The 19593-nt window shown below is 39.4% G+C and carries 17 protein-coding genes; 2 read left to right on the top strand and 15 right to left on the bottom strand.

The annotated features are described in order from the left end of the window. Window positions 1–112 precede the first annotated feature (112 nt). The 14 genes from AAC026_RS14465 to AAC026_RS14400 all read right to left on the bottom strand — a co-directional run bounded on the left by AAC026_RS14465 (window position 113) and on the right by AAC026_RS14400 (window position 15467). Window positions 113–307, bottom strand: a complete 195-nt coding sequence (locus AAC026_RS14465) for a cold-shock protein (RefSeq protein ID WP_053224098.1) — start codon at window positions 305–307, stop codon at window positions 113–115. Between the two features lie 424 nt (window positions 308–731). Continuing rightward, window positions 732–2477, bottom strand: a complete 1746-nt coding sequence (locus AAC026_RS14460) for a DEAD/DEAH box helicase (RefSeq protein ID WP_339699376.1) — start codon at window positions 2475–2477, stop codon at window positions 732–734. 255 nt (window positions 2478–2732) lie between these two features. Then, window positions 2733–3143 carry a hypothetical protein gene (locus tag AAC026_RS14455; protein ID WP_339699373.1) on the bottom strand — a complete coding sequence of 137 codons (411 nt, stop codon included), beginning with the start codon at window positions 3141–3143 and terminating at the stop codon, window positions 2733–2735. Between the two features lie 298 nt (window positions 3144–3441). Further along, window positions 3442–6198: a prolyl oligopeptidase family serine peptidase gene (locus AAC026_RS14450; protein ID WP_339699370.1), complete on the bottom strand. Its 2757-nt coding sequence runs from the start codon at window positions 6196–6198 to the stop codon at window positions 3442–3444. Between the two features lie 118 nt (window positions 6199–6316). After that, window positions 6317–7009, bottom strand: coding sequence for a hypothetical protein (locus tag AAC026_RS14445; protein ID WP_339699367.1), 693 nt, complete (start codon window positions 7007–7009; stop codon window positions 6317–6319). A 97-nt stretch (window positions 7010–7106) separates the two neighbouring features. Continuing rightward, window positions 7107–7598, bottom strand: coding sequence for a hypothetical protein (locus AAC026_RS14440; protein ID WP_339699364.1), 492 nt, complete (start codon window positions 7596–7598; stop codon window positions 7107–7109). Window positions 7599–7606: 8 nt separating this feature from the next. Continuing rightward, window positions 7607–8716, bottom strand: a complete 1110-nt coding sequence (locus AAC026_RS14435) for an ImmA/IrrE family metallo-endopeptidase (protein ID WP_339699361.1) — start codon at window positions 8714–8716, stop codon at window positions 7607–7609. Between the two features lie 2 nt (window positions 8717–8718). Then, window positions 8719–9282, bottom strand: a complete 564-nt coding sequence (locus AAC026_RS14430) for a hypothetical protein (protein ID WP_339699357.1) — start codon at window positions 9280–9282, stop codon at window positions 8719–8721. A gap of 3 nt (window positions 9283–9285) precedes the next feature. Next, on the bottom strand, window positions 9286–9990 hold the full coding sequence (locus tag AAC026_RS14425; RefSeq protein WP_339699354.1) for an iron-containing redox enzyme family protein: 705 nt from the start codon (window positions 9988–9990) through the stop codon (window positions 9286–9288). A gap of 278 nt (window positions 9991–10268) precedes the next feature. Beyond that, on the bottom strand, window positions 10269–11003 hold the full coding sequence (locus tag AAC026_RS14420) for a YebC/PmpR family DNA-binding transcriptional regulator (protein WP_339699351.1): 735 nt from the start codon (window positions 11001–11003) through the stop codon (window positions 10269–10271). A 203-nt stretch (window positions 11004–11206) separates the two neighbouring features. Further along, a complete protein-coding gene (leuB, locus tag AAC026_RS14415; RefSeq protein WP_339609732.1) occupies window positions 11207–12313 on the bottom strand; it encodes a 3-isopropylmalate dehydrogenase in 1107 nt (368 codons plus the stop codon). A gap of 5 nt (window positions 12314–12318) precedes the next feature. Next, on the bottom strand, window positions 12319–12906 hold the full coding sequence (gene leuD / locus AAC026_RS14410) for a 3-isopropylmalate dehydratase small subunit (protein ID WP_339699348.1): 588 nt from the start codon (window positions 12904–12906) through the stop codon (window positions 12319–12321). A 1-nt stretch (window position 12907) separates the two neighbouring features. Beyond that, a complete protein-coding gene (gene leuC / locus AAC026_RS14405) occupies window positions 12908–14302 on the bottom strand; it encodes a 3-isopropylmalate dehydratase large subunit (protein ID WP_339699345.1) in 1395 nt (464 codons plus the stop codon). A 1-nt stretch (window position 14303) separates the two neighbouring features. Beyond that, the gene (locus tag AAC026_RS14400) at window positions 14304–15467 is read right to left on the bottom strand and encodes a 2-isopropylmalate synthase (RefSeq protein WP_339699342.1); all 1164 of its coding nucleotides are present in this window, start codon (window positions 15465–15467) and stop codon (window positions 14304–14306) included. Between the two features lie 170 nt (window positions 15468–15637). Between AAC026_RS14400 and AAC026_RS14395 the strand changes: the two genes are divergently transcribed. Further along, on the top strand, window positions 15638–17182 hold the full coding sequence (locus AAC026_RS14395) for a hypothetical protein (RefSeq protein ID WP_339699339.1): 1545 nt from the start codon (window positions 15638–15640) through the stop codon (window positions 17180–17182). 97 nt (window positions 17183–17279) lie between these two features. Here the strand turns inward: AAC026_RS14395 and AAC026_RS14390 are convergent, their stop codons facing one another. After that, entirely contained in the window at window positions 17280–17669 is a 390-nt protein-coding gene (locus AAC026_RS14390) for a fibronectin type III domain-containing protein (protein WP_339609375.1), read from the bottom strand. 339 nt (window positions 17670–18008) lie between these two features. Here AAC026_RS14390 and AAC026_RS14385 point away from each other — a divergent pair, with 339 nt between their 5' ends. Further along, window positions 18009–19559 carry a M20/M25/M40 family metallo-hydrolase gene (locus tag AAC026_RS14385; RefSeq protein WP_339699336.1) on the top strand — a complete coding sequence of 517 codons (1551 nt, stop codon included), beginning with the start codon at window positions 18009–18011 and terminating at the stop codon, window positions 19557–19559. Window positions 19560–19593 lie beyond the last annotated feature (34 nt).

Raw genomic sequence — 19593 nt, 5'->3', positions numbered from 1 at the left:
ACAAATCACATACTAGAGATTGAATTACCCTGAGGTTTTTCAGTGGCTTGGCTCAACACCAAAACCATTCTAAGTATATAATTTGTCTTTCTTAATTAGGTATTAAAAGGGATTAGTCGATTACAGTTACGTTAACTGCGTTCAATCCTTTTTTGCCTCTTTCTACTTCATATTCAACTTTATCGTTTTCACGAATTTCGTCAACTAGACCTGAAACGTGTACGAAAATATCGCTGCTTGAGTCTGATGGAGTAATGAATCCAAAACCTTTGGTTTCATTGAAAAATTTTACTGTTCCTTGCATTATTAATTAATCATTGTTATTAAAGCGGTTCTGAGTTAGCGTAAACTAAAGTGGCACTCAAATCCATATTTTTATAAGGCCAAATCTTATTTTTTATCTTATAACGGCCGTAAGCCGAGAAGGTCTTAACTATGTCGTAAAAAAACCGAATTAAATTAATCTAGATGAGAACAAAGAGATAATTGAGAAGGGTCATTAAATTTTTACAGTGGCAAAGATACTGAATTAGTTGATCTTTTATGTCTTTTTAATTAATCGGCAAAGAAATAGCCCATTAATTCGCTCAGAGAGTTGTAAACGGCAAAATAAATTATTGAATTCACTGATTTTCAAGCCATTTAAGTTCTAAGCTCGTGGTTTAACAACCGCAAAACATAAAAAAACCCACCATAAAAATGGCAGGTTTTCAATGTCGGTTTTAAGAATTCTATAATCTTCTTCTTCTTTTTGGTCTTCCTTTATCTCTGTCAGGGCGCTTGTCACGATCTGGGCGTTTGCCGCGGCCTCCGCCACCATAACTGCTACCACCACCGTAACCGCCTCCTTTGTTGAAGGAGTCACTTCTTCTTTGTCTTGGTCTTCCATCTTCATCGCGGTTCACACGAATACTTCTGCCTTGGATTTCGGTTCCTTCAAAGCTTTCGCCAAAACCTTTATCCTTGGTGTTGTCTACATCGAAGTAAGAACAGTTCTTCTGTAATGAAAGATCGCCAAAGAATTTTCTATCTACACCTGATACGTCTGACAGGAAGTGAATGATGTCGGCATTGGTCATGCCATCAATCTCTCCTACATTGATAAAGTAACGATTAAACCCGCTCTTATCACGGTTTCCAGGTGAGCCACCATGGGTTTCATTCAAGTTGGCATCTTCATCTGGGGTCATGATATGATCCAGCTGAGTGGTAATCAAACGCTTAAGTAAATCTTCTTTACTTAAATCGCTAAAACGCTCACTCACTGTCTTCAAAATACTATCTGCTTGGTCGTCTACTTTAGTATTGATGATTAAATTCGCCCAGCTATTAATTCTGCTCGACTTCATCTCTTCTAAAGTTGGCACTTCAATACGTTCAAATTTTACTTTGATTCGTCTTTCAAGCTCAGTAATCTTTCGAGTTTCTCTAGGATTAATAAAAACCAATGAAGTTCCCTTGTTACCTGCCCTACCTGTTCTACCGCTTCGGTGCGTGTAGCTTTCCAATTGATCTGGAATAGAATGGTGAAGCACGTGTGTCAAATCGTTTACGTCAATACCTCTTGCCGCTACATCAGTAGCAATAAGCAATTGCATTGAACGCGTTTTGAAACGTTTCATTACGGCATCTCTTTGTGCTTGAGAAAGGTCACCGTGAAGTGCCTCAACTCCGTAGCCCATTTGGCCTAATTCATCAGCAATCTCTTGTGTTTCGCGTTTGGTACGACAAAACATAATACCTCGCATGTCTGGCTGAATGTCTAAGAAACGCTTAAGCGAAGGTATTTTGTTAGAAGCTTTAGTGATTACATACTTGTGCGTAATGTCTACATTACTCTTCTGCTCAGTGTTTACGGCAACCTCCAATGGGTTGTCCATGTACTTGCTAACAATTCTTCTGATCTCTTTCGGCATAGTAGCCGAGAAAAGCCATGTCACTCTATTTTCTAGCGTATAAGAAAGAATTTCGTCTATGTCTTCTTTAAAGCCCATATTGAGCATTTCATCTGCTTCATCGAGCACGACATATTTTACATTCTCTAAATTCACCGCTCTTCTTTTGATCAAATCGATCAAACGACCCGGTGTTGCTACAATAATCTGCGTTGGTCTCTTTAGCGCCTTAATTTGGCCCATGATGGCCGCACCACCATAAACCACTTCAATATTAAGGGCTCTATTATTTTTCGCAAAACTTACCAGTTGTTGCGCTGTTTGTTGCCCTAGTTCACGTGTTGGAGCCATTACAATGGCTTGAGTTGTAGGATCATCCAAATCGATTAAGTCAATCAATGGGAGTCCGAATGCAGCTGTCTTACCTGTACCCGTCTGAGCTAATCCAATAAAATCTGTTGGGTTATTTTGCAACAACATTGGAATGGCCTTTTCTTGTACAGGGGTTGGAGTATCAAACCCCAGTTGATCAAGGACTTCAATAATGGATTGAGAAAGTCCTAGTTTGCTAAAATTATTCAATAATTCTTTGTTAAATGAGCCGCAAAGGTAGCTAGATCATTTTGGATTAGCGGTGTAATTGACGGGTTATTTGGTAGTTGGCCACTGAGAATCTGACAAAGCGCCTTTTTTAGAGTTTAATGCAACTAATTTTTCTGAAAGCCTTGAATTACAAACAACTAGCAATTGATAAATTGACTGCACCTTCGTGAAAAAGACAAAAAAAGAGCCGACTTCCAAACGGAAAGCCGGCCCCGGTCAATCTCAAAACAACAATTATCTTCGGTAGGCTACTGTATTGCAAAAATCAATATAGCTGTTACTCCTAAGATCTTCTACAGAGTAAGTGAGCACGATGTCACTATACTCTACATGTCCAACACCCTTAATGAGGTAACCGTTTACCGTTTGACGAGGGATTCTTAATTCGTCACCATAAACGTTTGCATATATTTCAATATCTGCACCATAGAAATTTCTTAAGTAGATCACGTTACTGTACGGATCGCCACTTTTTACTATACGCATATCGTATAGTGTTAATTCATCATAAGTCTCGCTGTATTCTTCTACCTCAAACCGACCAGTAAAGAGGTCTCTTGAATCAATTGGAGCTTCTTCTACATAAACAACATCGCAACTGGATATTAGAAAGAGTAGGCTTAGACCGAGTAATGCTTTTTTCATTTTGAGTTCATTTGGTTGTACAAGGGTACTTTCCCAAAAACGTGCCAAAATGAAAAATGGGGTTTAACCACAGAGGACGCGAAGAAGCGCAAAGGACAGATAAATTGAAGAACCTGCGGTAATGGTCTGTTCTGTACTACTGAAAAACCCACGAAGTTTCGGGGCCTACAGGGATGACTGGGCAGCAAGTTTATCTGGTCAAAAAACATCAATTGCACAATATTCAACACTTCGTCATGCTGTAAGCATCTTTTCAAGTCTACAATTCAAAACCCTCCTTTGGAGGGTTTTGAACGGTTTACTTCTTCCAGTTTTTTAGGTTTTTCATCTGGGTTTCGTAGGGGATTCCCTGCTGAATCCAAGGTTCAATCGGGTCGCCTTTGAGATAATGGCCAAACCATTTCAGAATTCTCATCTGATAATCCGATCGGTTCTTATCTTGGCTCAATCCGTGCCCTTCATTGGCGTACACCAGCAAAACAAACTGTTTTCCAGCCCTTCGCGCAGCATTATAATACTCTATACCTTGTCTCCAATCTACATTCTGATCGTTATCTCCTACTTCAAAGAGTAATGGCGTGTTCAACTTCTCAACATTGAAAACAGAAGAGTTTCGGATATAGCGATCCACATCCACATAAGGAGGCACTTCCATTCGCTCTTGACTTACTTCGAAGTGCTCATTTTCTGGTGCTCCGCCAAAGGCCCAAGCAATCATACCATACATACTGGTCAGGTTAGTGAGCCCGGCTCCTGCTATGCTGGCTGCAAAAATATCGGTTTGAGTAACGGCATATCCCGCTTGATAACCGCCCCATGAATGACCAATTAGGCCTACTCTCTTTTCATCTACCAAACCCATATTTACTACAGTTTTTACCGCAGCTTCCATTGTTCTTACCGAAGAAATTCCTGGGTCACCTGCATCGAAGAGGATATCGGGCATCAACACAAAATAGCCTTCCTGAGTAAATACGCTATTATTATAATAACTGCGTTGCGAAGGCACTACATAAGAATGGATGCCATCTGAAAGCAATTCATAGATGTAAGTAATCATCGGATATTTCTTGCCCGGCTCGTAATTGGCAGGGTAAAAGAGTGAACCTTGCAATTTCTGTCCATTTGCATTGGTGTATTCCACCAGTTCAGATTTACCCCACTGATATTCGCTTTGGAATGGATTGGTGTTTGAAATTTGCTTCGCATCCGTCAATGCACCTGAACCCACAAAGTAATCTGGAGAATCGCTAAAGCTTTCAATGGAATAGGCATAACGTTCTGCGTTTTCGGCTTTATTCAATCGCCCTACACGTGCATCATCAAAAATCAAACGTTTGGCCGATTTACCCGGAGTAACCATACTATACCCCGACTTTTTACTCTTTGTACCAAACAGACTCAAATACATGTCTTCTTTTTCATCTACATAGTCTTCAAAGTCGATATAGGCATATCTTGAGCGCACTTGCTCTGACTTCCCGTCTGTTATTTTTCTTGGTTTTGAACCATTGGTATAGAACTGCCACAAATCGAATTTAGAATGCACAAAAAATGAAGTGCCTTTCTTTTCCCAAGCCACAAAACCATAAGGCCTTCTATCTGGTGTTGGGTGATCATCGTCTTCATTCACAAATGAAGCATCTAAGCCTTCAGAAAGGACTTTCTTCGATTTGGTTTTGATATTGTAAACAAACACATCCTTTCCTTCTACATAAGGTACAAACTGCGCATCGGGGCTTACAGCAAAAATATAATTGACCTTGGTCAGGATTTTCTCGCGCGCTCCAGTCATGATGTTTATGGTGTAGGCATCTATATTTCCACGACCAAACATGGCTTCTCGCTCATAAGGTGTGGCATCGGAACCAATCAGAATTGTAGCATCGGTTTGTAAACGTACCGACTCGGTCAGTTCATTGGCCAATTGCACGAACTTGTTGTTGGACAAATGCCAAACCGAGAGGTATTGGTCTTCTCTCCTTCTTCTGGCCAATTGCTCTTGTTCTGGAATTACCTGAACATCTGAGCTGTGCCAAATCTGTAAGGCGGGCGCCTCATCTGTTAAATCTTGACTATCCTTCTTTTCTTCTTCTTTGGCCTCAACCTTCGCAGGTTTCTTTTCCCATGCTTTAATTTCGAAGAAAATAGACTGCCCATTTTTCGACCAAGTGATCGAACGGTTATTCACTACACGATTGTCCGCAGGAAAGTCGCTTATGCTTTTTTGATCGAAGACAGAAGCCACTGGTGCTTTTGTAGTTAGTTTTTGCCAAGCTAAAATATGTTGCGTACTGTCTTCATAGTCTTCGTTTTTGAAGGAACGGAAAACCGCCAAATCGTCACTTTCTTCTCTCCAACTCAAGCCAGAATAAACGGCCTCTTTGCTATCTAATATCTGCAAAACGCTGGATTTGGCATCGAACAACTGAACGCCATTTCCGGCTTTGCCATCGGCATCGATGATCATGGCCAAAAGGCTTCCTTTTTCTTGCCAAGCAAAGTCCGACACATTACCGAAATTGAATACTTTGCCCGTTTGAAGGTTTTTAACAATCAAGTCTGCACCATCGCTTTTCTTGCCCGAAGCGGTATAATGTTTCATGGCCAAAAACTGGCTGTCATCACTAAATGAAAAGGCGTTCACATCTTCTATTGTAAGACTATCTGTGCTATTTAAATTCAGTAACCTGAACTGACTGCGGAGCGGTTTCTTACTTTTCTTTCGGGCTTCGGCTGTGGGGTTAATAAAATAGCCCAACCACTGGCTATTGGCCGAAAATTGCGCTCTACTTCCTTCGGGAAGTACTTTTAATGTGTTATCGGTTAAATGATGAAGCCTGATTTCATTCTTGTCATTGTTTCTTCTGATGTCGTAAAGGAACCAATTGCCATCATTTGAAAAGGTACTGCTGAAACCAAGGCTTTCCCATTGGCCATAATCGGCAACGGTAAGTGGTTTTTGCGCCATGCCAGTATTGGCAAAAACAAAGGCGAAAAGTACAAAAAAAGACTTGAGTGATTTAGGCCATGGGGCTTGAAAAAATTGATGCATGCTTTTGAGTTTTGTTGAATGCATGAATCTACAACCTATTTATGAAAATGGTAAACCGATTGTGGAGAAGTGAGGATCAACAGACAACTATAACATATCAAAAACCTAAAAGAGAGGTTTATTTTTTGATTAAAGCCTTACCTCTAAAAACCCTATACTCCTCTTCACTTTCAAATAGATGTAGAGATTTTCCTTGCCAGTCATAAACATGATAATGTATATCACGTCCTCTATCTCTAATCTCACTGACCCCAACAAGTAAGTTTCCTGAGTATTCTCCGGACAAAATAAATTCAAAGAATTCAGCGGGAAAGAGTTCAATGAATTCATGGGTTTTAATATCAACTTGAACAAGCTGGCCTGAAGTGACGTATTTTTCAACAACAAATAAAACTTTAGACTGATCGGGCGAAAGCTTCATCCCTATTGGGGATAAAATTTCAGACGACCTATCTAAACCATCTAAGAATGGTTTTTGATCAGCAAGCACGTTTTCTTCGAGCTTTTTTAAATCCAAAACCATGAGTTTATAACGAATATAATTTTGACGAGACTTTATTTCTTGGCCCCTCAAGAAAACAACTTTTAGTTTCTTCTTGATTAGTATTGGATTAGAATCAAGATCTGAAAATGTCAATTGTCTTTGAGCTCCATCTTTAAGTACTCCATAGAGATTACCATCTTTTACTATCACCTGTTTAGGAGCTAAATGTATATTCAAATTAAGCCACTTAAAAAATCCATATAGCAATGCAATACCGGAAAGTATTGCTACAAAAAGGCCTATCCAACTATTAAGTAATTCGATCATTTTAACATTAGCGTAATGGTTAGGGCTTCATTGCCGATGGTATGTACAGACTTCGTTAATCCGAGAAAGCAATCACACAAAAATGACAATAAAAAGCTCACTGGCACAAATATGATTCATCTGTTTGGGGAAGAAAAGCACCACTTATCACCATAATTGCATAGCTTCTGATACTCTCATCACAACTAATTAAGTTCTGCCTAACCATTTCTCTCAGAATAAATAAAGACCCAAAATAGAAAGGTTTGCCAAAGTCTCTCTCAATTGACCTACGGGCCTTATTATCGTCTGTACATACTATTGCACCAATTTTTTTCATATAAGCAATACACTCCGATTCCCCTTTTCCTAAACCATACTTATTGGAAATAGAATTAAACTCTCGGACTGTTAAATCATTGGTCACTGGCTCAATCACACCATCTAATATACACTGTCTGACTACGATTTTTTGAGCTTCATCAAGGCACTCTTCTAACACCAAATTTCCAATATGAAAAGTGTAGCCGTCTATTACCTCTAACTTTTGGATTACTTCTGCATTAATCATATTTATAACTGAGCATGCATCAAGTATAACAGCTGGCATAATTCAAATTATAAGTTTTGATTCATGATGTGAGAAATCGGTATTGAAAGTATTTCTGAGGCTTTTCCTAAAGAAATCGTACCTTTTCTTATTTTCTCAATCGCCAGTTTGGTCAAGTTTGGAGAAACTTGCGGGAAATTAATTTGTGGTCTTTCTGGCAAATTCAACTGCTTCGCTCTTTGTTCTGGATTATGATGGTTAACTTTTATGTGATTATATAAAGATTTAGCCCCTCCTTGGGGTAATAATGTTAAATCTTCGCATCGCATAGCTGCAACTTCAAAACTGACTCCATATATTCTACTTAGATATAGAATTTCAATATCACCTAGATGCTCGTTCTTTATTTTAAATATATCACCAATCTTTTTTAATGCTACCCCCACTCCTGTTTCAGGTAAAAGTAGGTTTGAAGCAAATGCATTAGCGAATGATTCGTCTAAATTTGTAGTTCTGGACATGGCGTTCAAATTCGAATCATACAATGCAAAATCACTTTCTAAACTGTGGTGATTTAGAATATGCCCTAATTCGTGGGCTAGAGTAAACAACATTCTTGGTTTAAATCTCGGAGATAAGAAAATAAAAGGAATACCTTCAACAACTGCTGAAGCTCCATCAATGTCTTTTCCAAGATCCGTTACATAAAGAATACAGTTGAGCTTTTCAGTCACAATCTGTGGAAGATTTACAAGTGGTGAGAGTCCCTTTTCATCACCCATTATGTATCTAAACTGATTAGCTAATCGGAAAGCATTTTCATAAGAATTTTCACGGGCACCCATCATTGATCTAAGTAAAGAATAGTCTATATGTTGTTCTTCCATAATTTCAAAGGAATTCCCAACAAGATGAGAGAATCTATTTGCCAAGGCATCCCCTCTTTTATCATGAAATGACTTTCTAAATAAAAAATTTAGATTTTCGTACTTCTCATTTTCAGAGGTTAGAAACTCAACGGACATTTTTAAAACACTTGATAGTTTTTGAACTTCAAGCATAGTAGCTTCAGAAAGCTCATCAGAAAGAGATTTTAAACGATCCAAAGTTATACCTGTCTTATCCGAAAGAATGTTGAGACTCCCAAAGTTTCTAATCTCAAAAATCAAGTTTAGCATACTCAATTTTGTTTAATTTGATCCATCCAATCAACGATTTTAACAATCTGTTTTTCATTCAATTTTCTCCATCTACCTAAAATCTCATAAACTGTTTCTCCTTTTTTGTCGAACACATCTCTTAAGACCTCCAAAGTTTGATTTCTTGCCTGAATGATTTCTTTTTCTGTATCAAAGTAAATAGGTTTTTCACCAATTATGTAATTCTTGATTCTCTGTTCAAAATTATCATGGTAGTCTATCTCAAGATGATTTCCTTCTGAATCGGCAATGATGTTACCTAAAAGATTTCCATCTTCATCTTTTTTCATACGGTTTTCGGGCAACCTTTCGTAAGCTGCAAGTGCATTGATTTTTTCTCTAACACTAAACCCTCCAACTATATACTGTTGGACATTTTTAACACGACCACTAATAGAGAATATGTGGTCTCCAATAGCTACAGCTCTTCTTACGTTTGGCATACAGGCGCCTAAGGTAGGTACCTTACCAAATATTGGATCATTCAGTTTCCAACCATTTCCAGGGTCTGCGCCTTGAAACATAGTATATATGTATCCTTTCATAAATTAACTTTTACCATCCCAATAATTATTTTCTCCTGTTGCTTCTTGCAACATTCCATCATAATGAAGGCTTGTTGCAACAAAAGCATCTCTTACACTTGATTCTACTTTATCCCAACCATGGATATCAACAGCTTCATCAATTACCGCATAAGCCCTTTCTGCATGTTCCAAGTCCATAGTTCCATGTATTGAATAAGTTTCTGCCGCAAACTCAGTGAAGCCATAAAATGAAGAGGTGTATGCTTTGAATATCGTTGGACAAAGATCAGCATAAAACCCTTCTACCATACCAGCGCCAATAATATGACATCCTGCACCTCTGCTAGCAATATTTTCATACAAAGATATTGCTGCAATATTTCCTGGAGTATTCTGAATGTAAGACAATTTATCATCTTCAATCCCCCCTTCTCTTAAAATTCTAATGACTAAATCTAAGTGAGTAGGTGTCCCATCCTCCTCTGTACACTCTTCATAATATGTATCAATAATTGATTCCCATAAAGCCGCACTAAGACTTGCACATTGGGACATAGCACTTTCTCTAAGCGTTTTGCCAGCTTTTGTTCTAAGATAGTGTTGACTTTCGGCTTTAACCACTTGCTCCTTTGATAATTCCTTATTCTTGATAGCCATCCAAAGCGGATGCCTATGAAAGGGAAAAAGGTCATAATAGCCTTTTAATATTTTAGCTTTATCACTCATAAGCAATCAGATTAATTCTTTTCTGAAAATCATAAGTAATAAAGATATATAAATTAATTTAATATCATTAATTAAACTATGATGCGAATACCATGTATTAATTCATGAACTCTTTTAATATGCTGTCCAATAGCATTAGTAATTTATTCCATAATTTAAATGTGAATTATCGCATGTGATTTGCCGCAGCTATCATTATTCCGCAAGGTGAACCCTGAATCAAAAACTCCAACCACTTTTCAGTAGTTGGAGTTTTTGGTTTAATATGAGCGATGTTTTTATTCAGCGATATTAGTGTATACCGCTTGTACATCATCGTCTTCATCAATCTTGTCAATCAGCTTGTCAATTTCTTCCATTTGCTCTTCGGTAAACTCTACCGGAGTGGTTGGGAAACGTTTTAAGCTGGCGCTTTTAATATCGATTCCTTTTTCTTCCAAAGCCTTTTGCAACTGACCGAAGTTGGTGTAATCGCCATAAATGGCCACCATCATTTGATCTTCGTCTTCTTCCGTTGGGTACTCTTCTATTTCTTCAAGCCCCGCATCAATAAATTCGAATTCCAATTCTTCTAAATCCATATCGTCCGTTTTCAAAAATTCAAAAACCGACTTTCTGCTGAACATAAATTCCAAAGAACCATTTGGCACTATTGAGCCTCCTGCTTTATTAAAATATGACTTCACATTGGCGACCGTACGGTTTTGGTTGTCGGTAGCGCATTCTACAAAAACCAATACTCCATGAGGGCCTTTGCCTTCGTAGTTCATTTCGATATAAGCCTCAACATCTTTGCTTGTTGCCCTTTTAATGGCCGAGTCGATGTTGTCTTTAGGCATATTTTGTGCCTTGGCATTTTGGATGGCCGTACGCAAAGCAGAGTTCATATGGGGATCGCCACCGCCCTCTTTAGCGGCCATGGTAATGGCTTTGGCTAGTTTTGGAAACACTCGGGACATCATGCCCCATCTTTTCATTTTTCTACCCTTACGAAATTCAAATGCTCTTCCCATAATTTCAGATTCTTAATTGCCAAAGCTTAAAAATTAATATCAAAAGTAGCTTTGGGTTTTAACGAGAGCAAAAATAAGAAGACTTGGGAATTAGGCTTTACACAAGGGTGCTTTTTTTAAAGGAAAGAAAAAGGCTCATAAAACTAAAGCCCCAACGCTTTCGCATTGGGGCTTAACAATTAAACAAACCACTTCTAACAGTTTCAGATGATGGTGCTGAGACCGACCTGAATGTTGTTTTGAGAGCCAGAGGCTTCACCATCTAAAATGTGATTGGCAATAAAATCGCCTACACGATCGGTACCAAAGCCTTGGTCTTTTGCTAAATCTTCTGTTACCATCCCGTTTCTTAGTGCTGCTTTTACCGCTTGCCTTACTTCTATTGCTTCATCTATCAGATTAAGATGATCTAAAAGCATGGCTACAGATAAAATTGTGGCGATTGGGTTGGCTATATTTTGGCCTGTGGCCTGTGGGTATGAACCATGAATAGGCTCGAACATCGCAGTTTTATTTCCTACCGAAGCAGAAGGCAATAGCCCCATTGAGCCACCAATAACGGAGGCTTCATCGGAAATAATGTCGCCAAACATGTTTTCGGTGAGCACCACATCAAACTGCTTTGGGTTCTGAATCATTTGCATGGCGGCATTATCTACAAACATGCAATCGAGCGTTACATCAGGATATTCCTTGGCCATAGCGGTTACTTTCTCCCTCCATAAGCGAGAAGTTTCCAACACATTGGCCTTATCAATCAAAGTCAGTTTTTTCTTTCTGTTTTGGGCGGCCTTAAATGCCAAGTGTGCGATACGTTCAACTTCGGCATAGGAATAAGTACAATGATCGTAAGCGGTATCTTCCGTTCTGCCTTTTTCACCAAAATAGATACCGCCTGTTAATTCTCTATACACCACAAAGTCAACCCCCATAATACGGTCTACCTTCAGTGGCGACATATGCAAAAGGCTGTCATAAGCCGTTACTGGTCGGATATTCGCAAAAAGCCCTAGCTCTTTCCTAAGTTTAAGCAAACCTTGTTCTGGTCTTACTTTGGCCGAAGGGTCATTGTCATATTTAGGATGACCAATGGCACCAAACAAAAAGGCATCTGATCGCTTACAAATCGCCAATGTTTCATCGGGCAATGGATTGCCCGTTTCGTCAATCGCTGCTGCGCCTACCAAGGCGTATTCATAATCAAATTGGTGGTTGAATCGGGAAGCAATTGCATCGAGCACTTTGATTCCTTCTGCTACCACTTCTGGGCCTATGCCATCTCCTGGCAACACTCCTATTTTCTTCTTCACTCCCATTATATTGTTACCGCCTGTTTTTCAAAGGCTTCTATTTCATTTTTAATACTTACTAAATAATCAATGTCGTCATAGCCGTTAATCAGGCATTCTTTTTTGTAAGAATTCACTTCAAACGATTCTTCAAATCCATTGAACGAAATGGACTGATTTACCAAGTCTACCTCTACCTTAGTATCTGGAATCAAGCTTATTGTTTCCATAAGTTCCTCAAGAAAACCTTCAGAAACTTGAACAGGCAGTAAGCCATTATTCAAGGCATTGCCTTTAAAAATATCGGCAAAGAAGCTAGACACGACTACCCTAAAACCATAATCATAAAGCGCCCAAGCGGCATGTTCTCTGGAAGAACCGCAACCAAAATTTTTGCCCGCCACAAGAATGCTCCCCTCATAGGTAGCATCATTTAACACAAAGCTTTCTTTGGGGCTATTTTCTGAGTTATATCGCCAATCCCTGAAAAGGTTTTCTCCAAAACCTTCTCGGGATGTGGCTTTTAGAAAACGGGCTGGTATAATTTGATCCGTGTCAATATCTTCATGAGGCAATGGAACTGCCCTGCTAAGTACTTTTACAACTTTCTCCATCTCAATTCAAGAATTCAGTGATGTCAACAATTTTACCTTGGACTGCCGTAACTGCAGCTACCAACGGACTTGCCAATAAGGTTCTAGAACCAGGGCCTTGTCGTCCTTCAAAGTTTCGGTTGGAAGTAGAAACACAGTAAGCGCCCGCAGGCACTTTGTCATCGTTCATACCCAAACAGGCTGAACAGCCCGGTTCGCGAAGCTCAAAACCCGCTTCTTTCAATACGATATCCAATCCTTCGGCAATGGCTTGTTTTTCTACTTGCTTAGAGCCCGGAACAATCATGGCCTGAACGTGTGCTGCTTTTTTCTTGCCTTTTACATAGTCAGCCACAATCCTCAAATCTTCGATTCTAGAATTGGTGCAGCTGCCTATAAATACATGGTTAATCTCTTTACCCAGTAGTGATTCGCCCGGAAGAAAGCCCATGTAATCAAGAGACTTACGGTAGCTATCTTGGTTAGAAGCTGCTAGTTTCTCCGGAATATTGCCTTTGATTTTAATGCCCATACCCGGATTGGTACCGTAGGTAATCATCGGCTCAATGTCGGCTGCATCAAAATGATACTCTTGATCAAAAATGGCATCATCATCCGAATGAAGGGTTTTCCAATAGGCAACGGCTTGTTCGAATGCTTCGCCTTTTGGTGCAAACTCTCTTCCTTCAATGTAATCGAAAGTGGTTTGGTCAGGTGCAATCATTCCGCCCCTCGCTCCCATTTCAATGCTCATATTGCAAACCGTCATTCGGGCTTCCATAGAAAGCGAACGAATGGCAGAGCCTGCGTATTCAATAAAGTAACCTGTACCACCAGCTGCTGTCAATTCAGCAATAATGTGCAGAATGATATCCTTAGCCAAAACACCTTTATTCAACTCACCATCTACAGTAATGCGCATGGTTTTAGGCTTTGATTGCAAAAGGCACTGACTGGCCATTACTTGGGCTACTTGGCTGGTGCCAATACCAAAAGCAATTGCGCCAAATGCTCCGTGGGTCGAAGTGTGAGAATCGCCACAAACCATGGTTCTTCCCGGTAGGGTAATCCCTAACTCTGGTCCGATTACATGTACAATACCTTGAAAAGGATGCCCTAAACCATACAGTTCTACATCAAACTTGGCGCAGTTTTCTAACAAGCGGTCTACCTGATGTTTAGACAACGCATCTTTAATTGGTAAATGCTGATCTTTTGTAGGAATGTTGTGGTCTGGTGTGGCCACCATTTTCTCCTTACGGAAAAGCGGCAAATTCCTTGTTTCCAGTTCCGAAAATGCTTGCGGACTGGTGACCTCATGGATCAAATGGCGATCGATGTACAAAACATCCGTTCCGCCATCGATTTGTTTCACCACGTGGGCGTCCCAAACTTTGTCAAAAAGTGTCTTTCCCATATTAAACTGCCATTTGATATTTCAAATCCGACAATTGGTGTAAGTCTTCGTCAAAAACTTCCTTTTTACTATCTGCCACTTGAAGGAAGTTGGCGTAAACCACATCCAGCTCATCGCGGGTGAGTTCATAACCAATATTTTTCATTCGGTAAGCCAAGGCAGCCCTGCCGCTACGAGCAGTAAGAATGATGGAAGAGTGATCTACCCCAACATCTTTTGGGTCGATAATTTCATAGGTGTCTCTTCGTTTAATCACGCCATCTTGGTGAATTCCCGAAGAATGGGCAAAAGCATTTGCGCCTACAATGGCCTTATTAGGCTGCACTGGAACCCGCATAGTTTCTGACACATACTTCGACAAGGCTGTCAGTTGTTTAGTGTCAATTCCTGTGGTTTTTCTAAGGTAAGGGTGTTGTTGTAAAACCATCACCACTTCCTCTAAAGCAGTATTTCCTGCTCTTTCGCCAATGCCGTTAATGGTACATTCAATCTGCGTAGCGCCATTAATTACGCCCGCAATTGAATTGGCCGTGGCCATGCCCAAGTCATTATGACAATGGGTAGAAATGGTTACATTCTCTATACCTCTTACATTGAACTTGAGATAGGCAATCTTCTCTCCATACTCGCTCGGCAAGCAATAGCCTGTAGTATCTGGAATATTCAGAACGGTAGCCCCAGCTTTTATCGCTTGCTCACATACGTGTGCCAGAAACTCGTTATCGGTTCTTCCTGCGTCTTCCGCATAAAACTCTACATCTTCAACATACTTTTTCGCTAAAGAAACTGCTGCTACTGCGCGTTCAACAATCTTTTCAGGAGTAGTATTGAGTTTGTATTTAATATGCGATTCAGAAGTACCAATTCCTGTATGGATTCTTGGCCTTTTGGCATGTTTTACGGCTTCTGCGGCAGTAACTATGTCTTTTTCAACCGCACGGCTCAAAGCACAAACTGTTGCGTTTTTCACCAGTCTCGAAATTGCATCAACCGACTCAAAATCACCTGGGCTAGAAATTGGAAACCCTGCCTCGATTACATCTACGCCAAGGGCTTCTAACCTTTCTGCTACTTCCAGTTTCTCTTTGGTATTTAATTTACAGCCCGGCACCTGCTCGCCATCTCGTAATGTAGTATCAAAGATTTGTATTTTCTGTCTATCCATTGTTTATTTGGGCTCTGTACTTTATTCTTTTAATACATCTTTATTCTTAATTAAAATTAGTGGGCGCCTACTGCGAGGCCAAAACTGATGCTAGAGCTTCTACTATTTTTATAGCGAACTCTATATTTTTATATCACTGTATATCAATTCATTAAGAAGAATAAATTACAATGGCTAACCCAAAGCAGGATTCATTATTTGAGCTGATAAAATCGCTGACAAAATCTGAGAAGCGACATTTTAGAATGTTCGTTAATCGTAGCGGTAATTCTGAGGATGTAAAGTTTGTCAAGCTCTTCGATGCCATGGACTGTCTGAAGAGCTATGACGACAAGGTGATTTTAGGAAAAGTTAAGAGTATTAAGAAGGAACAATTCTCTAATCAAAAGGCAAATCTTTTCAAACAGATTTTGGCCAGTTTAAGGCATTTTCATATTAGTCATAATACTGATATGCAGTTGAGAGAAAGCCTAGACCACGCCAAACTTCTATACAATAAGGGCTTTTACAGACAGGCATTAAAGATTTTAGATAGGGCAAAAACGCAGGCCAAGGATACCAAGCACCATGCGCTGGCTTTATTGATAATGGAGTTTGAAAAAATGATTGAGTCTCAGCACATTACGCGAAGTATTGAAAGCCGTGCGGGAGAATTGACCAATGAAGTAAACCAGACTTCGCAAATTCTTTTATCTACACATCAGCTATCGAACCTCACGCTTAACCTTTACAGCCTATTTCTTCAAAAGGGATATGCTAAAAATGAAACCGATTTCAACGAGGTTTCAGCCTATTTTAAAGCCAATTTCCCTTCGGTTGAACTTTCCAGCTTAAGTTTTTATGAGCAGATGTACTACCATCAAAGTCATGTTTGGTACAATAACATTGTTCAGAATTTCCCCAACTCCTATAAGCATTCTAGGGCCTTGGTTGATCTGTTTAAACAGAACGAAGACATGATAAATAAGCAAACTGCTTTGTTCATCAAAAGCTATAGCAATTTGCTTACTGCCTTGTTTCAACTTCAATACTATTCAGCTTTTTGCGAGGTACTTTCAGAGGTTGAAGACCTTTCTAAAGACAAAAGCATTGTTAAAGATTTAAATACCGAGGTGCTAATTTTTAAGTTTTTGTGGGTTTCTAAAATCAACAAAGCTTTTATGGAGGGCAATTTTGAAGAAGGTACTCAGATGGTGCCTAAGCTATTGAAAAAGCTGAGCGAATATGAAGGAAAAATTGACCCTGAACGAGTATTGCTCTTCTACTACAAAATTGCAACCCTCTATTTTGGGTGCGGAAACAACCGAAAGGCCATTTTCTACCTCAACAAAATCGTCTATTTTAAAGATGTAAGCCTAAGGGAAGATATTCATTGTTTTGCTAGAATTCTTAATCTGATTGCACACTTTGAGGATGGTCAGGATTTTCATTTGGAGTACCAAATCAAGTCTACTTTCCATTTTATAGGAAAAATGAACGATCAGCAGGCGGTGCAAAAAGAGATTTTCAACTTTTTAAGAAAAACAGGTAAAATTAAACCTGATGAATTGAAACAGGAGTTCCAAATTCTTTATGACCGCTTGGCAGTATTGAACGAGAATCTTTATGAGCGTAGGCCTTTCCTCTATTTAGATATTCTTTCATGGCTAAAGAGTAAGATCGAAAACCGACCTGTACAGGAAGTTGTACAAGAGAAGTTTAAAACTCTAAAATAGCTCTGTTTCAAAATTGTGTATAAGTATAAATGAAAAGAGACTGCCTGTAAAAAGCAGTCTCTTTTTGTGTTCGAAAATTGAATCTAACTATTAAGGTTTACTCAATTGTAGTAGCACTTTTTACAGATGATGCTGCAGAAGTTGCTGTTCCTTTTTTAGCATAGACTCTGTAGTAGTACTTCGTTTTAGCAGTCAAGCCAGTTATTGTCGCATTTGTTGTGGTCAGTTCCTTTTTATCAAAGCCTGTAACTTTAGTACCAAAGTGAGCTTCTTTAGAAACATCCAGTAAGTACTTGTCGGCTCCTGTTACGGCTGTCCAGCTTACTTTAAAAGTGGTGGCCGCAATTTCCGTAGCTGCATTTACTGTTGGCGCTGCTACTGCTGGAGCAGGATCGTCATCATCTTTGCAAGAACTAACACTGAACAAAACGGTAAGTAAGAAGGCGAATGAAATCATTTTCAATGCACTACTTTTTTTGTCGATCATTTTCATTTGAGTTAAATAATATGTGAAACATGTTGTTTATGCTCCTTTGACGCACATATTTCAACTTACGTTGGAACGAAAAATCAAGAATTGACTAAATATTTTTAAGCCTGAAAATATAGTTTCAAAAGCACAATTAGTAGAATACAAGTTTCGTTTTAAACGGTTTTGCTCGTTTCTGCTATGCACTTTAGGGCTGCTGAAAAAACCCTTATTTTAGCTTTACTCCGCTCTAGAGCAAGGCTATTTTAGTATAGTTCATGTTACAATCTTTACACCATCGGTAAGCCTGTGTTTAACTTAGATTAATATCTTGGACGAAAATTCAAATCAATCAAAATGAAAAGATCACTCAAATTATTTATGATTTTGGCGTTCTGCTTGAGTATCAATACTTATGCTCAGGACACTAAAGCCATTGTAGACAGAATCGTAGCAGAAGCTAATGACAACTCTCAACTAGAGAATTTAGCTTATGAGCTATTGGATAAAAATGGACCTCGTTTAGTGGGTACTCCACAAATGAATTCAGCCAACGATTGGGCTGTGGCTAAATATAAAGGCTGGGGTATAGATGCCCGCAACGAGAAATGGGGTGAATGGAAAGGTTGGGAACGTGGAATTACTCACGTAGACATGATTTCTCCTCGTGTAAAAACTTTAGAGGCTATGCAATTGGCATGGAGCCCTTCTACAAACGGTAAAGATGTAACTGGTGATGTAGTAGTAATCCCTAATGTGGCTAGCGAAGCTGAGTTTAAAACTTGGTTGAAAGGCATTAAAGGTAAGTTCGTAATGATCGATATGGCACAGCCAACTGGTCGTCCGGATTATAACTGGGAGAAAAACGGAACTGAACTTTCTGTGGAAAACATGAGAAAAGACAGAGCTGAATTATCTAGAGCTTGGCAAGAAAGACTTAGAAACACAGGTACAAGCTCACGCGACATGCCTACTGTTTTAGAAGAAGCTGGTGCTGCTGGTATTTTGATTTCTAACTGGTCAAGAGGTTTTGGTGCTAACAAAATTTTTGGTGCTAGAACTACAAAAGTTCCAACGATTGATATAGGATTAGAGGATTATGGAACACTATTCAGAATGGCTGAACATGGTGATACTCCAAAAATCACTGTAAAAACTACTGCAAAAGACCTAGGCATGATGCCAACTTTCAACACTATTGCTGAAATCAAAGGTTCTGAAAAGCCAAACGAATATGTTATGCTTTCTGCTCACTTCGATTCTTGGGATGGTGGAACTGGAGCTACAGATAACGGAACTGGAACTTTGGTAATGATGGAAGCTATGAGAATCTTAAAAAAGATTTATCCTAACCCAAAGAGAACAATCCTTGTAGGACATTGGGGTAGCGAAGAGCAAGGCTTAAACGGTTCTTCTGCTTTCGTTCAAGATCACCCAGAAGTGATTAAAGGTTTACAGGCTCTTTTCAACCAAGATAATGGTACTGGTAGAGTAGTAAACATTAGCGGACAAGGTTTCCTTCACGCTTATGAGTTTATCAACAGATGGTTGGCTCCTGTACCAAGTGCTATCAGAAGAGAAATTGACACTAACTTCCCTGGTTCTCCTGGAGGAGGTGGTTCTGACTACGCTTCTTTTGTAGCTGCTGGTGCTCCTGGTTTTAGCTTAAGCTCAACTAGCTGGGATTATGGCGCTTACACTTGGCATACAAACAAGGATACTTATGATAAAATTGTATTCGAAGATGTAAGAAACAACGCAATTCTTACTGCAATAATGACTTACATGGCTTCTGAGGATGATCAGTTCTTCCCAAGAGACAAAAGTGTTTTGCCTGTAAACCCAAGAAACGGTCAGCCAATGGAGTGGCCAAGCCCAAGAAATCCAAATAGAAAAGGAGGTGAATAATTAACCTTCTGAACCTATAAAAATTGAAAGGCCT

The sequence above is a fragment of the uncultured Roseivirga sp. genome, assembly GCF_963973945.1.
GTDB lineage: Bacteria > Bacteroidota > Bacteroidia > Cytophagales > Cyclobacteriaceae > Roseivirga.
This window is presented reverse-complemented; position numbering and strand designations above follow the sequence as displayed.

Bases quoted from the DNA above. Each gene is read 5' to 3' on its own strand.
- AAC026_RS14455 (WP_339699373.1), bottom strand. From the start codon at position 3,143: ATGAAAAAAGCATTACTCGGTCTAAGCCTACTCTTTCTAATATCCAGT.
- AAC026_RS14450 (WP_339699370.1), bottom strand. From the start codon at position 6,198: ATGCATCAATTTTTTCAAGCCCCATGGCCTAAATCACTCAAGTCTTTT.
- AAC026_RS14445 (WP_339699367.1), bottom strand. From the start codon at position 7,009: ATGATCGAATTACTTAATAGTTGGATAGGCCTTTTTGTAGCAATACTT.
- AAC026_RS14440 (WP_339699364.1), bottom strand. From the start codon at position 7,598: ATGCCAGCTGTTATACTTGATGCATGCTCAGTTATAAATATGATTAAT.
- AAC026_RS14435 (WP_339699361.1), bottom strand. From the start codon at position 8,716: ATGCTAAACTTGATTTTTGAGATTAGAAACTTTGGGAGTCTCAACATT.
- AAC026_RS14430 (WP_339699357.1), bottom strand. From the start codon at position 9,282: ATGAAAGGATACATATATACTATGTTTCAAGGCGCAGACCCTGGAAAT.
- AAC026_RS14425 (WP_339699354.1), bottom strand. From the start codon at position 9,990: ATGAGTGATAAAGCTAAAATATTAAAAGGCTATTATGACCTTTTTCCC.
- AAC026_RS14420 (WP_339699351.1), bottom strand. From the start codon at position 11,003: ATGGGAAGAGCATTTGAATTTCGTAAGGGTAGAAAAATGAAAAGATGG.
- leuD (WP_339699348.1), bottom strand. From the start codon at position 12,906: ATGGAGAAAGTTGTAAAAGTACTTAGCAGGGCAGTTCCATTGCCTCAT.
- leuC (WP_339699345.1), bottom strand. From the start codon at position 14,302: ATGGGAAAGACACTTTTTGACAAAGTTTGGGACGCCCACGTGGTGAAA.
- AAC026_RS14400 (WP_339699342.1), bottom strand. From the start codon at position 15,467: ATGGATAGACAGAAAATACAAATCTTTGATACTACATTACGAGATGGC.
- AAC026_RS14395 (WP_339699339.1), top strand. From the start codon at position 15,638: ATGGCTAACCCAAAGCAGGATTCATTATTTGAGCTGATAAAATCGCTG.
- AAC026_RS14390 (WP_339609375.1), bottom strand. From the start codon at position 17,669: ATGATCGACAAAAAAAGTAGTGCATTGAAAATGATTTCATTCGCCTTC.
- AAC026_RS14385 (WP_339699336.1), top strand. From the start codon at position 18,009: ATGAAAAGATCACTCAAATTATTTATGATTTTGGCGTTCTGCTTGAGT.